This is a genomic window from Ruegeria sp. SATB027 (genome assembly GCF_059613825.1).
Genome location: NZ_JBXWTH010000017.1, coordinates 153,402 through 167,715, shown reverse-complemented (window position 1 = coordinate 167,715; position 14,314 = coordinate 153,402). Strand labels below are relative to the sequence as shown.

The 14,314-nt window shown below is 57.3% G+C and carries 10 protein-coding genes; 2 read left to right on the top strand and 8 right to left on the bottom strand.

The genetic code is table 11. The features are described from left to right. Position 1: 1 nt before the first annotated feature. Positions 2–2,674, bottom strand: coding sequence for an alanine--tRNA ligase (alaS, locus tag AC2FPW_RS02750; RefSeq protein WP_496812485.1), 2,673 nt, complete (start codon positions 2,672–2,674; stop codon positions 2–4). 169 nt (positions 2,675–2,843) lie between these two features. Continuing rightward, positions 2,844–3,911 (bottom strand): recombinase RecA, encoded by a 1,068-nt coding sequence (recA, locus tag AC2FPW_RS02745; RefSeq protein WP_267366220.1) that lies wholly within the window; start codon positions 3,909–3,911, stop codon positions 2,844–2,846. 192 nt (positions 3,912–4,103) lie between these two features. On the opposite strand from recA, the gene AC2FPW_RS02740 reads away from it, so the two are divergent. Next, entirely contained in the window at positions 4,104–4,697 is a 594-nt protein-coding gene (locus AC2FPW_RS02740; protein ID WP_480480866.1) for a sulfotransferase family protein, read from the top strand. A 4-nt stretch (positions 4,698–4,701) separates the two neighbouring features. On the opposite strand, the gene AC2FPW_RS02735 is transcribed toward AC2FPW_RS02740, so the two are convergent. From AC2FPW_RS02735 to guaB, 3 genes are all read right to left on the bottom strand, one after another. Further along, entirely contained in the window at positions 4,702–6,993 is a 2,292-nt protein-coding gene (locus tag AC2FPW_RS02735) for an ATP-binding response regulator (protein ID WP_496812484.1), read from the bottom strand. A gap of 108 nt (positions 6,994–7,101) precedes the next feature. Continuing rightward, positions 7,102–8,259: an RsmB/NOP family class I SAM-dependent RNA methyltransferase gene (locus tag AC2FPW_RS02730; protein ID WP_496812483.1), complete on the bottom strand. Its 1,158-nt coding sequence runs from the start codon at positions 8,257–8,259 to the stop codon at positions 7,102–7,104. A 93-nt stretch (positions 8,260–8,352) separates the two neighbouring features. Then, a complete protein-coding gene (guaB, locus tag AC2FPW_RS02725) occupies positions 8,353–9,801 on the bottom strand; it encodes an IMP dehydrogenase (protein ID WP_496812482.1) in 1,449 nt (482 codons plus the stop codon). 217 nt (positions 9,802–10,018) lie between these two features. On the opposite strand from guaB, the gene AC2FPW_RS02720 reads away from it, so the two are divergent. Next, positions 10,019–12,064: an ASKHA domain-containing protein gene (locus tag AC2FPW_RS02720; RefSeq protein ID WP_496812481.1), complete on the top strand. Its 2,046-nt coding sequence runs from the start codon at positions 10,019–10,021 to the stop codon at positions 12,062–12,064. Between the two features lie 53 nt (positions 12,065–12,117). Here the strand turns inward: AC2FPW_RS02720 and AC2FPW_RS02715 are convergent, their stop codons facing one another. The 3 genes from AC2FPW_RS02715 to comD are packed head-to-tail and all read right to left on the bottom strand — an operon-like array spanning position 12,118 to position 14,281. Further along, complete coding sequence (locus AC2FPW_RS02715; RefSeq protein ID WP_480830842.1) at positions 12,118–13,224, bottom strand: alpha-hydroxy acid oxidase; 1,107 nt, start codon at positions 13,222–13,224, stop codon at positions 12,118–12,120. Then, positions 13,224–13,778, bottom strand: a complete 555-nt coding sequence (comE, locus tag AC2FPW_RS02710) for a sulfopyruvate decarboxylase subunit beta (RefSeq protein WP_209503877.1) — start codon at positions 13,776–13,778, stop codon at positions 13,224–13,226. The genes AC2FPW_RS02715 and comE overlap by 1 nt, the downstream gene beginning before the upstream one ends. Continuing rightward, entirely contained in the window at positions 13,775–14,281 is a 507-nt protein-coding gene (gene comD / locus AC2FPW_RS02705) for a sulfopyruvate decarboxylase subunit alpha (protein WP_480537898.1), read from the bottom strand. The genes comE and comD overlap by 4 nt, the downstream gene beginning before the upstream one ends. Between the last annotated feature and the right edge of the window lie 33 nt (positions 14,282–14,314).

Below are 14,314 nucleotides of genomic sequence, written 5' to 3'. Positions count from 1 at the left end.
ATTATCCTCCCAAAACCTGTTGTGCGGCCTTGATTGCCGCCTCTGCATTTGATGCATCCTTGCCGCCGCCCTGGGCCATGTCAGGACGGCCGCCGCCGCCTTTTCCGCCCAACTCGATCACGGCCGCTTTTACAAGATCCACCGCCGAAATTCGTCCGGTCAGATCTTCCGTCACACCAGCTGCAACGGCCGCCTTGCCGCCCGTATCCGCAATCAGCAGCACCGCACCCGATCCAAGGCGGCTTTTGTGTTCGTCGATCAACGCAGGGAGGTCCTTGCCTGAAACACCGCTAAGGGCTTGCGCCAGGAATTTCACACCATTTACGTCCCGCGCCTCGGCACCACCGCCCTGACCGGCCCCACCAGACATAGCCAGATCCCGGCGCAACTGAGCCACTTCATTCTGCAAAGCCTTGCGTTCGTCCAGAAGGCTTTTCACGCGCGCCACAACGTCGTCCGGTTGCGCCTTCAGTTCTGATGCGACCTGAGCCAGACGTTGATCCTGTGCCGAAAGATAGCGGAAGGCTTCATCCCCGGTCAGCGCTTCGATCCGGCGCACACCTGCACTGCTGGCGCTGTCACCCAACACAACAAAGGTGCCGATATCACCTGTCTGGCGCACATGTGTACCGCCACAGAGTTCTATCGACCACGTATCGCCGTCATGGCCTTTGCCTGTTGGCGCCTTGCCCATGGAGACGACACGAACCTCGTCACCATATTTCTCGCCGAACAAGGCCTGCGCGCCCAATGCGCGCGCGTCGTCAGGTGTCATGACCCGGGTTTCAACGATCGAATTCTGGCGGATGAAATCGTTCACCTCACGTTCGACTTTTTGAATTTCCTCCAGGCTCAGCGCTTTGGAATGACTGAAGTCAAACCGCAAACGATCCGCCGCGTTCAGCGAGCCGCGCTGCGCCACGTGATCACCCAGCGTTTCGCGCAACGCTTCATGCAGCAGGTGCGTGGCCGAATGGTTGGCGCGAATGGCGGAACGGCGGGCGTGATCAACTTCAAGCTCTACCGCGTCGCCCTTGCAAATGACTCCGCTTTGAACCGCCACCTTATGAGCATAGACCTTGCCGTCGGCAAACTTCCTCGTGTCCTCCACGCGGCTCAGGTGATCGCGATCCTCCAGCCGACGCAACGCGCCAGTATCACCGACCTGACCACCGGCCTCCCCGTAGAATGGGGTCTGGTTCACGACGACCCAACCGCTGTTGCCCGCGTCGATCTTGTCGACCATTGCGCCATCAACAACCAAAGCGGCAACCTGCGCTTCGGCTTTCTCGGTATCGTAGCCGAGAAAATCCGTCGCACCGGCGGTATCCAGCACATCAAACCATACAACCTGATCCGCTGCTTCACCTGACCCGGCCCATGCGGCACGTGCCTTGGCCTTCTGTTCAGCCATCGCGGTGTCAAAACCGTCCGTGTCGACGCTCAGGCCCTTTTCACGCAGCGCATCCTGCGTAAGATCCAGTGGGAAGCCATACGTGTCGTAAAGCTTAAAGGCCGCTTCACCTGACAGGGGCGCCCCCTCAGAAAGCCCTGAAACCTCATCATCCAGCAACTTCAGACCACGGTCCAGCGTCTGCTTGAACCGAGTTTCTTCCAGCAGCAGCGTCTCTTCGATAAGCGGTTGCGCCTGTTTCAGTTCAGAATAATGCCCGCCCATCTGCTGCACCAGCGTAGGCACCAGGCGATGCATGACAGGATCCTTGGCGCCCAGCAGGTGCGCATGGCGCATGGCGCGGCGCATGATCCGGCGCAGAACATATCCCCGGCCGTCATTGCTGGGCATCACACCGTCTGCAATCAGGAACGAGGTCGACCGCAGGTGATCCGCGATCACCCTGTGATGCACGTTCTGGTCGCCATAGGGGTCGACACCGGTCGCATCTGCCGAAGCCTCGATCAAGGTTTTGAACAAGTCGGTGTCGTAATTGTCATGGCTGCCCTGCAACAGCGCCCCAATCCGTTCAAGCCCCATACCGGTATCGATGGACTGCATGTCAAGCTCGACCATCGAGCCATCTTCGAACTGCTCGTTTTGCATGAAAACGACGTTCCAGATTTCGATGAACCGGTCGCCATCTTCCTCGGGTGAACCCGGAGGGCCACCCCAGATGTGATCGCCGTGATCATAGAAGATCTCGGTACACGGGCCGCAAGGTCCGGTCGGACCCATCTGCCAGAAATTGTCATTGGTGGCGATGCGAATGATCCGGTCCTCGGGCACACCGACCTTTTTCCAGATTTCAAAGGCTTCATCATCAGTATGATAGACGGTGGTCAACAGGCGGGTCTTGTCGATACCGAATTCCCTGGTGATCAGCTCCCAGGCAAAAGGGATCGCTTCATGTTTGAAGTAATCCCCGAATGAAAAGTTTCCCAGCATCTCAAAAAACGTATGGTGACGCGCCGTATAGCCAACATTGTCAAGATCGTTGTGCTTGCCGCCCGCACGCACACATTTCTGGGCCGTGGTGGCGCGTTTGTAATCGCGGGTTTCCAGACCGGTAAACAGGTTCTTGAACTGCACCATGCCTGAGTTCACGAACATTAGTGTCGGGTCATTGCGCGGCACCAGCGGGCTGGACGCGACGACCTCATGCCCTTGTTTTTCAAAGTAGTTCAGAAAAGTCGATCGGATGTCGTTCAGGGTTGGCATAGGGCTCTCTCGGCGCACATATATCTTGGTCTCCGTTGGTTTAGCCCCCCGTCAGGTGAGTGTCCACAGCAGAGGCACTCAGGAACGAAACAAGGCGACCCGATCAGGCCGCCTTGTTTCAAGTGATACAGTCTTTGCGCAGATGTCAGGGGTTACCCACCTCAGGACATCAGGCCTCCAGAATATCGTCATCCTCGGCAACGCCTGGCGACATATCGAATTCCAGTCCATGCGCTGCGCGGATCTTGTCTTCGATGTCCAGCGCCACCCGGCTGTTTTCCCGCAGGTATTGTTTGGCGTTCTCACGCCCCTGCCCGATCCGCTCATCACCATAGCTGAACCAGGACCCGGACTTTTCGACAACACCGGCTTTGACACCCAAATCCAGCAATTCGCCCATCTTCGAGATGCCTTCGCCATACATGATATCGAACTCGACCTGCTTGAACGGCGGTGCGACCTTGTTCTTCACAACTTTGACGCGGGTCTGGTTCCCGACCACTTCATCCCGGTCCTTGATCGCGCCAATCCGGCGGATATCCAGCCGAACCGAGCTGTAGAATTTCAGCGCATTGCCACCGGTTGTGGTTTCCGGGCTGCCGAACATCACGCCGATCTTCATCCGGATCTGGTTGATGAAGATGACCATGCAGTTCGAACGGCTGATCGAGCCTGTCAGTTTGCGCATTGCCTGGCTCATCAGCCGGGCCTGAACACCCACGCTGCTGTCTCCCATGTCCCCTTCGAGTTCCGATTTCGGCGTCAGGGCAGCGACCGAGTCGACAACAACCATATTGACTGCGCCCGAGCGTACCAGAGTATCTGTGATTTCAAGCGCCTGTTCACCGGTGTCAGGCTGCGAGATCAAAAGCTCATCCAGATCAACACCCAGCTTGCGGGCATATTGCGGGTCCAGAGCGTGTTCCGCATCTACGAACGCGCAAACTCCGCCCCGCTTTTGCTGCTCAGCAATGCAATGAAGGGTCAAAGTCGTTTTACCCGAGCTCTCAGGCCCGTAAATCTCAACGATACGCCCCATCGGCAGCCCGCCGATACCCAGCGCGATATCCAGACCCAGCGACCCGGTCGAGCTCGCCTCGATGTCCTGCCGGGCATCTTCTCCCAGCTTCATGATCGACCCCTTGCCGAACTGCCGTTCGATCTGGGCCAGCGCACTGTCGAGCGCCTTTTGCTTGTCTGCGTTTTTCTTGTCGCTCATTGTCAGAAGATCCGCCATTGTCCTGTCGCCTTCCCTTTTGTCACACCCTTAATCGGGCGGCAATCGCTGCTTTGTTCGCCTCTTGTTCCTTATGAGATCAAAAAGAGAACATTTCAACTAAAACTTACAGAAATCAGTCTTCTGCAATTGTGTTAAAGAGTCGTTTACGACAATCTGCATAAGAAGCATGGCAACCTTGGGAACCGATAAATGCTTGTTTTTTATAAAGAACGACTTGCTTTTCTTTCAGTCCCCAAGACCGGAAGCACGGCTTATCACACGGCGTTGCGTGACCGGGCCGATCTCATCGTGACACATCCGCCAGAGCTGAAACACGCCCCGGTGCGTCGGTATGACCGGTTTTTCCAGACCATGTTTCGAAAACTGTTTGATACCGAGATGGAAATTATGGCCGTTGTGCGCGAGCCGTTGGATTGGCTGGGCAGCTGGTACCGGTTTCGCAGTCGTGAAGACTTGATAGGTCAACCGCGCTCGACACGTGACATGAGTTTTGACGCATTCGTTCAAGCCTATTTGCTGGACACACGTCCCGAGTTCGCAAATGTCGGCAGCCAGGCGCAATTCTTCCGTACCCGCAACGACAGTGCTGGCGCTCGTCATATCTTCAAATACGAACATCAGGACAAGGTGTTGGACTTTCTGCAAACACGTCTGGACATGCAGATCGACCTGAAGCGCGAAAACGTATCGCCTCCGGGAGATTTGCATCTGTCACCTGCTACCGAACAGAAGTTTCGAAATGCCTGCCCGGAAGAATTTGCGCTGCACAAAGCCGCATTGTGATCCATCAGTTGAGTTGTTGAAACACAGCCTCTGTCAATTGGTTGAGGGAAAACGGTTTGGGCAGGAAGGTTGAGTTGGCAATATCCGGACCGGTATCACCGAAAACGCCTTCGGTATACCCGGACACGAAAATCACACGCGCATCCGGGCGCGTCTCCATGGCCTTGCGCACCCAAGTGGGCCCGTCCATTCCTGGCATGACAACATCTGTGACGAATACATCAACACTTAACGCGGAATCTTCAAGCAGTCGAAGCGCCTCTTCCGCCGAGTCCGCCTCGAGCACGGTGTAACCTTTCAGCCGCAGGGCGCGGGTCGCAAAGGCGCGAACAGGCGCCTCATCCTCGACCAGCAGCACCACGCCTTCGCCCTGCCTGGCGCTCTGGGCTACGGGCTGGACTGGCGATTCAGTTTCGACCTCGGACGTCGTCGCGCAAACCGGAAGAAAGACAGTGAACTCGGTGCCCCGTCCAATTGCGCTGTCGACAAAGATAAACCCACCGGTTTGCTTTACGATCCCGTAGGCCGTTGACAACCCCAACCCGGTGCCCTCACCAGTTCGTTTCGTGGTGTAGAAGGGTTCGAAAATCTTCTGCAGCTTATCTGCTGGGATACCAACACCGCCATCCACAACCTTGACTGTCACATAGTCGCCCGGTTGTACGGTTGCCCTGTCCCGCATGAGAGGCTGCAAAAGGGTCAACACACTGGTTTCAATGCGAATTTCACCACCGTCCGGCATGGCATCTCGTGCGTTAACGACAAGGTTCATCAGCACCTGCTCAAGTTGACGCTTGTCCGCCCGCACGGGTTTGAGCACCGGATCGTGGCTCAGCGTCAATTGCACCTTCTCGCCAACCAAACGGTTCAGCAAGTGAATAAGATCCGATATCGTGTCACGCAGATCCAACACTTCGGGCCTGAGGGTCTGTTTTCGCGAAAACGCCAAAAGCTGACTGACCAGCGCGGCGGCCCGGTTGGCATTCTGATTGATCTGCACCAAATCCCCGTAGTCCGGGTCATTCTGGTCATGGCGCAACAGCAGCAGATCGCAGTGACCGGAAATGGCCGTCAGCAGGTTGTTGAAATCATGTGCAACACCTCCGGCCAATTGCCCCACGGCCTGCATCTTCTGGCCCTGAACGAATTGAGCTTCGAGCGTCTTCAGTTCAGTCGCATCGTTCAGAACCGCGATCAGGCATATCTTTCCATCGACAAACACACGGCTCAGGGTGACTTGAACAAAGATTTCCTTGTCGTCCCTAATGAACTGCAAAAACTCTGATCGCTGCGTTTCTTCATGCGCCTCGGTTCGTTTCAACCAATCCAGCACAGGCCCCCCCACGCCCCGCATGATGTCGCTGATGTTACTGCCTTCAAGCTGCTTCTTTCCCAACAGTTTCGCCGCCAGCCGATTACTGTCCAGAATGATGCCGTCCTCGGAAAGTCTGAGGATTGGAACCGGAAGGTCAGAGAAGGACATGACCGCATCCTGTACGGGCATCTGCGTAATCGGTAACAAACAAAGGCTTCGTTCCGACCCGGATTGAGAAAATTCGGACACGGCTGCCAGAACATGACCATCGCGGGTCCTGACTGCGTTGACAGCCCCGGTCCGCGGTTCGGCTTCGCTGAAAATATCCTGCGCCCTGGCAGGGTGCGCACCAAACAAACGCTCGGCCGTGGCATTGACGCGCAATACGTCACCTGCGCGTCCAAGGGTTACGACCGGCAAGCCAAGGGTTTGCCAGCTATCCTGTTGAACACAGCTAAAGTTCCAGTAGAACAGTCCCGGCCGCAATCGGTGCACGGAAACCGAAATAGTCCGATCGCCACCGGGAAACTCGCTCTGGGCGCTTCCTGTGGATTGCGCCCGCGATTGTAGGCTCAACAAGATCGCCGAAGGGTTAGCAAACCTGGAGCGCAAACAGCGGGCTAGGTTTTCGCCTCGTATGGCCCCCAACTTTTTGTCCGCCAGGACGTTCGCGGCCAATATGTCACCATACCCGTTTGAGATCACGACCGGAGTATCCTCGCGCTCTGCGAAAGCGGCCAAAAGGGCTGATATCTGTTGCAAATGCCTGTTCGTAATCGCCCCCTTGATCCCAAACAAAAGCGCCACAACCAAAAGGGAAATGCCTGTTGCCAGCAAACCCTTTGTCCAATCCGACGGCAGAAACCCAACCGCAGGTGCCAGGCTGATCAACAGCGCCACAAACACCAACGACCCGATCCGAAACACCGATGGAGTATTGGCGGCTGAAGGGGCTGGAACAAATTCAGTGATGTCAGGCATAAACGGCTCGGGCACAGGTTTTGCGGTAATAACAGGTAGAATTGGTTAACACTCGCCTAACGGCGTTAAAAAACAAGTTAGCTACCCAAGGTTGTATTTATCGAAAGATCAGCGCGTCAAGTGTGACGTAAAGAACCCGTCGGACCCGCGCGTAACCTGCCATGCCTGCCGGAAGGTTTCACGCCAGCCCGCATGTTGCGCCAGAAACCTGTCGACAACCGCATCGTTCTCGTCGGCAAGAACCGAGCATGTTGCATATGCCAGCACTCCACCTGCTTGGACCAACGGCGTGATTTGTGCAAGAATGTCAGCTTGGATGACCGTGAGATCTTGCAAACGGTCTTCAGTCAATGCCCATTTGCCTGCTGGTGCGCGCCGCCACGAACCGCTGCCGGAACACGGGGCGTCGGCCAAAATGACGTCAAAAGGCCCGTGATTGGCAAGATCTGCGCTGTTCAGTAGGGTTATTCTGGCCCCTGCCCGTTCTGCCCGCGCTGGAATATCCTTCATTCGGCGCGCGTTCACATCATGAGCGTATACTTCGACACCCTTGTTGGCCGCAATCGCAAGCGACTTGCCACCACCCCCAGCGCAATAGTCCAAAACGCGCATTCCAGGGCGCAGATCCAAGGAAGCAACAACCGCCTGACTTGCCGCATCCTGAAGCTCGACCAAACCCTGAGCGTATTCCTGGCTTTGCGCAATCCGACGCGCGCCCTCTGTCACCTCCAGAGCGGTTTCACATATCGGCGTTGGACGGGCTGAAATACCGTCGGTCGCCAAAGCATCAATCGCCCGGGCTACATCCGTTTTCAACAAGTTGACCCGCAGATAAACCGGAGCGCGTTCCTGCAATGCCAGTGCGCAAGGAACGGCGGCATCATTCAAGGATGCGACGAACTTTGGCCACAGCCAGTCGGGAAAATCATATCTCTCGGCTTCGGATGCAAAATCCCTTGATACTTCGTCATTTTGAAGGGCTTCGGGCGCGTGGCGGTCGCCGGTAAACAACTCAACCGGGTCTTCACCCGATGCGCGAATGGCGCCGATCATCAGGCCGCGGCCAGTTCCGGAACCGCCCAACGCAGCAAACGAGCGTTTGCACCGCAAAGCGTCAAACACATGATCGCGAATAGCTGCCCGATCCTTGGAGCCCGCAAACCTGCTGCGCCGCGCCCAGCCGGTCAGCGCCTTTTCAACCGGGGCCCCGGCGAGAATTTCATCCAGAATTTCAATCGAGGCCTGAACGCGGGCAGCAGGTGTCATCACGGATTACCTTGGCTGAAAAAGGCCGTGACAGGCCAATCCAAAATCACTACGGCACCCCATGCATGGGTGCCGTATGTCATGCGCAACGGCTTACATCACCCGGTAGTTCGGGCTTTCACGTGTGATCTGAACATCGTGTACGTGGCTCTCTTTCAGACCTGCGCCCGTGATCTTCACGAATTGGCAGTTTCTGCGCATCTCTTCGACGGTCGCGCAGCCGGTGTATCCCATCGCAGCGCGCAAACCACCAACAAGCTGGTGGATCACTGCACTGGCTGATCCTTTGTAAGGAACCTGCCCTTCGATCCCTTCGGGTACCAGCTTGTCATTTGCCGCGTCCTTCTGGAAATACCGATCCGCCGATCCGCGCGCCATCGCACCAAGACTGCCCATACCGCGATAGGATTTGAACGACCGGCCCTGATACAGAATGACCTCACCCGGGCTTTCGTCTGTGCCCGCGATCATCGAACCGACCATGGCGCACGACGCACCGGCGGCAATTGCCTTGGCAAAATCGCCCGAAAACTTGATGCCACCATCCGCAATGACCGGAACATCCCCCGCCGCGGCGGCACAATCACTGATCGCGGTCAACTGAGGGACACCAACGCCCGCCACCATGCGTGTTGTACAGATCGAGCCGGGGCCAATACCCACCTTGATGGCGTCAGCACCTGCGTCGATCAGCGCCTTGGTCGCCTCGCCTGTAGCAACGTTTCCGGCAATGATCTGAACCTCGTTCGACAGGGTTTTGACCCGTCTCACCGTATCCAGCACGCCCTGAGAGTGACCATGCGCCGTATCGACCACAATGATATCAACACCCGAAGCTACCAGCTGCTCGGACCGCTCAAAACCCGCGTCTCCAACCGAAGTCGCGGCAGCCACTCGCAGGCGGCCAAGCCGGTCTTTGCACGCTGTTGGGTTCAGAACCGCCTGTTCGGTGTCTTTCAACGTTAGCAGACCTGTAAGTTTTCCCGTGCCATCAACCACAAGCAATTTTTCGATACGACGGGCTCGCATCAGGCTTTTAGCCTCTTCCAGATCGGCGGGTTCTTTCAGCATTGCCAGGTTTTCCGAGGTCATCATCGCCTTGATCGGTGTGTTGTCGGAATTGGCAAAGCGCATATCCCTGTTGGTCACGATACCAACAACGCGGCCATCCGCGTCAACTACCGGGAAACCGGTAAAATTATAGCGCTCGACCAGAGCCTTCGCATCGGCCAGGGTTTGATCCGCGCGCAAGGTAACAGGGTTGTAGACGATACCCGACTCGAACCGTTTGACGCGGCGAACTTCGCGAGACTGCTCTTCTACGGAAAGGTTCTTGTGGATGACCCCGATACCACCTGCCTGTGCCATGGCAATGGCCATGCGCGCCTCGGTCACCGTGTCCATGGCCGAGCTCAGCAGCGGGATGTTCATGGTAATCTCACGCGTGACACGCGTGGTGGTGTCCGCTGTTGCCGGCAGCACTGAAGATGCGGCCGGAACTAGAAGAACGTCGTCAAAGGTGAGTGCCTCACGAATCTGCATCTGAATACCCCATGCAAAAGCCCGTTTGGCGGTGACCCTATTGCATGGATTGAACCAAAGGAAAAGCCCTTGAGGGCAACTCTGTGGCTCCAGTTGACTATACAGCCGAAGAAAACGACGCATGCCGTGCAAATCGTGCCGCTGATAGCCCTTTCCCTTTGCGCTCAAACCCATATCTTGCCGGGAAAACGCGCGAACACAAAAAGGCATGTCACTCATGACCAACGACCCACTTGTCGTCTTTACCCCGTCCGGCAAACGCGGGCATTTTCCTGTCGGCACACCCATTCTGACCGCAGCCCGCCAATTGGGAGTGGATCTGGATTCGGTTTGCGGGGGCCGCGGTATCTGTTCAAAGTGTCAGATCACCCCAAGCTATGGCGAGTTTCCCAAGCACGGCGTCACGGTGGCCCAGGATGCGCTGAGCGAATGGAACGCGGTCGAGCAACGTTATGACGACAAGCGCGGCCTAAAACCCGGTCGTCGTCTGGGATGTCAGGCCTCGGTTCAGGGCGATGTCGTGATCGACGTGCCGCCGGAAAGCCAGGTGCATCGTCAGGTCGTTCGCAAGGCCGCCACGGCACGCGCCATCACCATGGATCCGGCAACGCGTCTGTATTTCGTGGTGGTGGAAGAGCCCGACATGCATTCGCCAACCGGCGATCTGGAGCGCCTTGAACGTGCGCTGCGCGAGCAATGGAAAATTGACGCGGCCACGGCGGACCTATCGCTTCTGTCCAAGCTGCAACCGGTTCTGCGCAAAGGCAAATGGGAAGTCACTGTGGCCGTTCACAAAGGCCACAAGGACAGCGTCGCACGCATTGTCGAAATCTGGCCCGGCCTGCACGAAGGCGGGTTGTATGGGCTGGCCATCGACCTAGGCTCAACTACGATTGCGGCTCATCTGACCGACTTGGAAACCGGCGAAGTTAAAGCGTCATCAGGTCTGATGAACCCGCAAATCCGCTTTGGCGAAGACCTGATGAGCCGTGTTTCATATTCCATGATGAACCCCGGCGGGGATCGGGAAATGACAAAAGCCGTGCGCGAGGCGATCAATGACCTGACCACCTCAATCGCCGAAGAAGCCGGCATTGACACCGCGCTGATCGTTGAAACGGTGTTTGTCTGTAACCCGGTCATGCACCATCTGCTGCTGGGTCTGGATCCCGTCGAGCTGGGTCAGGCGCCCTTTGCCCTGGCCACGTCCGAGTCGATGTCCCTGCCCGCACGCGAGATGGAACTGACCACCATGAACCCCCGCGCGCAGGTCTACATCCTGCCTTGCATCGCGGGCCATGTGGGCGCGGATTGTGCGGCGGTTGCCCTGTCCGAAGAACCCGGCAAATCCGAGGATTTGGTTCTGATCGTCGATGTGGGCACCAATGCCGAAATCCTGCTGGGCAACACCAGCCGCGTTCTGGCCTGTTCCTCACCAACCGGGCCTGCGTTTGAAGGCGCTCAGATCAGTTCTGGCCAGCGCGCAGCACCCGGCGCGATCGAGCGGATCGAAATCGATCCCCTCACCAAGGAACCCCGCTTTCGCATCATCGGGTCCGAGAAATGGTCGGACGAAGACGGCTTTGACCTTGATGTCGCCACCACTGGTATCACCGGCATCTGCGGCTCGGGCATTATCGAAGCTGTGGCCGAGATGCGCATGGCTGGCCTTCTGGATGAAAGCGGCCTGATCGGATCGGCCGAACAGACTGGAACGGCCCGCTGCATTCCTGAAGGCCGCACACACGCTTACCTGATTCACGATGCCAGCGCCGAAGGTGGCCCCCGCATCACCGTCACGCAGGGCGACATCCGCGCCATCCAGCTGGCAAAATCCGCGCTATATGCCGGTGCGCGTCTGCTGATGGACGAGATGGAAGTTGACAAGGTGGATCGTGTGGTTCTGGCCGGTGCCTTTGGAGCTCATATTTCGACCAAACACGCCATGGTTCTGGGCATGATCCCTGATGCACCGCTGGACAAGGTCACCAGCGCGGGTAATGCCGCTGGTACAGGCGCGCGGATTGCGCTGTGCAATATCGGATCACGCGCTGAAATCGAACGCGTCGTGCGCGAGATCACCAAGATCGAAACCGCAATTGAGCCGAAGTTCCAGGATCATTTCGTGGCCGCCAACGCGATCCCGCACAAAACCGATCCGTTCCCGGAACTGACGCAGGTTGTCACGCTGCCCAATCCAAGCTTCAACACGGGCGGAGAAAGCGAAACAGGCGGTGGACGCCGTCGCAGACGTCGCGGTTAAACCAGCAAAGGAACGACTCGCAGGTACGCCTTGGGTCGTTCCCCAAACTGGTTTCAGGTTGCGCGTCGCACCTCGCCCAGCGACGAAACGCCCATCTGCGCCATGGCAATACTCATTTCATCACTCAGCACAGACCACAGCTGCTCAAGCCCTTCTTCCCCTTCTGCCGCGATTGCAAATTGCAGGATGCGGCCGAAGAAGGCAAAATCTGCCCCGTTTGCCAACGCTTTCAAAACATCCTCGCCCGAGCGCAAACCGCTGTCGTAAAACAGCGGATAATCCGGACCGACGGCGTTCCGAATTTCTGGCAATACGGCAATCGGCGCTGGCGCACTGTCCAACTGGCGCCCACCGTGGCTTGAGACCTGAATGGCATCGACACCTGCCGACCTGAGGCTCAGCGCGTCCTCTGCATCCAGAACGCCCTTGACCACCAGTTTCCCGGCCCACTGGTCGCGCAGACGGGCCAAAGTCTCCCAAGTCGCCCTGGCCCGGCTTTCCCGGCGATCAAAATCATATCCGTCCATCAGGAAATTCGCCATTTCGGGCTTGCCCCGCAGCAGCGTCGACAGCGACCACCGCGGATGAAGCGCAAAATCAAGCACCTGTTTCGGACCCATTTTGAACGGCATCCTGAACCCATGGCGCAATTCGCGCGGGCGACGTCCCACTTCGGGCACGTCGACCGTCAGTACCAGCGTTTCGTACCCCGCAGCCTTTGCACGCTCGACCAGCTTGAACGTGCCACTGCCATCGCCGCTGAAATACAGTTGAAACCAGGCATGTCCTTCTGCCTCGACAATCAGGTCTTCCAACGGGGTCGATGCGACGGTTGACACCCCAAGCGGCACCTCGTACCGCGCCGCAAGACGTGCCAGCATCAGATCTGCACCGGGGGCCGACAGGTTGCACATACCCATCGGTGCGATGCCAAACGGGCGCTGGGTCGACCTGCCAAAGACGGAACAAGCCAGCGACCTTTCACTTACATCTTTCAGAATCCGAGGGCGAAGGATCAGCTTATCCAGTGCAGCCCTGTTTCGGGCTGCGCCAACCTCGGCCCCGGCAGACCCATCGATATAGTCAAACACCATCCACGGCAGACGCCGCCGCGCCAGGCGGCGGGCGTCTTCGGAACTGTGGATAGCGCTGGATAGCATCAGGCCTGTACGGCCTTCATGAACCGGTCGCGGATCACCACCGGATCCATCGTGATAACAGGCATCTTGGCGTTTCCGCTTTCGCACTTGGCCACGATGATGGTCATCTGTTTCGAATCCAGCGCTTCTTGCAGCACGCGGCCGGTGTCTTCGGCCTGACATTCGATTACTCGCTCGCATCCCGCGGCTTCCGCCATTTTCGCCAGAGAGGTCTTCTGCCCGGCATAAGTCGGCTGATCCCCAGTGGACCCGTAAGAGCCATTGTCGACGATCAACAGGATATAGTTGTCCGCCACGTTATTGGCGATGGTCGGCAAGGTACCCAGATTGGTCAGGACCGACCCATCCCCATCGATCACGATAACCGGCTTGGGCTGCGACAAGGCCAGACCTAGACCGATGGATGAGGCCAGCCCCATCGTGCCCAGCATGTAAAAATTGGTAGGCTGGTCGTCGATGGCATGCAGCTCCTGGCTTGGAATGCCGATGTTACAAACAACAAGCTGATCGCGCAGGATCGGAGCGATTTCTTTCAGAATTTCAGAGCGGATCATTGGTCGCCATAGCCTCCCCAGAAACTGGCATCGGTCAGAATGGCGACCGGTTTGTTGCACATAAAGGTGTATTTGAGGATCGCGTCGAGTTCCTCAACATCTGACTGATGGTGGAAGTGATAAGTCGGGATATTCAGCTGAGCCAGCAGCGCTTTGGTATGCACAGCCATTTCAACCTGGCAGGCAACCGGTTCGCGCAGCTCTCCGCGATAGGAAATCAGCATCGGCAATGGCATGCGATAAAACTGGATCAGTGTCGCCAGTGTGTTAATCGTCACACCGATTGCGGTGTTTTGCATGATGATCGCGGGACGCTTGCCGCCCATCCATGCCCCGGCGCACAGGCCCATCCCCTCGTCTTCCTTGTTGGACGGGATGTGATGGATGCCCTCTCGCTGGTCGATTTCAGCGATGACACCCGCCAGTTGCTTGCACGGGACGGTGGTGACGAACGAGATATCGTTGGCCACCAGATCGTCGGTTATCTTCTTGTCTATGTTCATGGTCGGGCTGTTGGTCCTGTTGGGGCGCTTGGC

Bases quoted from the DNA above. Each gene is read 5' to 3' on its own strand.
- AC2FPW_RS02735 (WP_496812484.1), bottom strand. From the start codon at position 6,993: ATGCCTGACATCACTGAATTTGTTCCAGCCCCTTCAGCCGCCAATACT.
- comE (WP_209503877.1), bottom strand. From the start codon at position 13,778: ATGATCCGCTCTGAAATTCTGAAAGAAATCGCTCCGATCCTGCGCGAT.
- AC2FPW_RS02715 (WP_480830842.1), bottom strand. From the start codon at position 13,224: ATGCTATCCAGCGCTATCCACAGTTCCGAAGACGCCCGCCGCCTGGCG.
- comD (WP_480537898.1), bottom strand. From the start codon at position 14,281: ATGAACATAGACAAGAAGATAACCGACGATCTGGTGGCCAACGATATC.
- AC2FPW_RS02730 (WP_496812483.1), bottom strand. From the start codon at position 8,259: ATGACACCTGCTGCCCGCGTTCAGGCCTCGATTGAAATTCTGGATGAA.
- guaB (WP_496812482.1), bottom strand. From the start codon at position 9,801: ATGCAGATTCGTGAGGCACTCACCTTTGACGACGTTCTTCTAGTTCCG.
- AC2FPW_RS02720 (WP_496812481.1), top strand. From the start codon at position 10,019: ATGACCAACGACCCACTTGTCGTCTTTACCCCGTCCGGCAAACGCGGG.
- recA (WP_267366220.1), bottom strand. From the start codon at position 3,911: ATGGCGGATCTTCTGACAATGAGCGACAAGAAAAACGCAGACAAGCAA.
- AC2FPW_RS02740 (WP_480480866.1), top strand. From the start codon at position 4,104: ATGCTTGTTTTTTATAAAGAACGACTTGCTTTTCTTTCAGTCCCCAAG.
- alaS (WP_496812485.1), bottom strand. From the start codon at position 2,674: ATGCCAACCCTGAACGACATCCGATCGACTTTTCTGAACTACTTTGAA.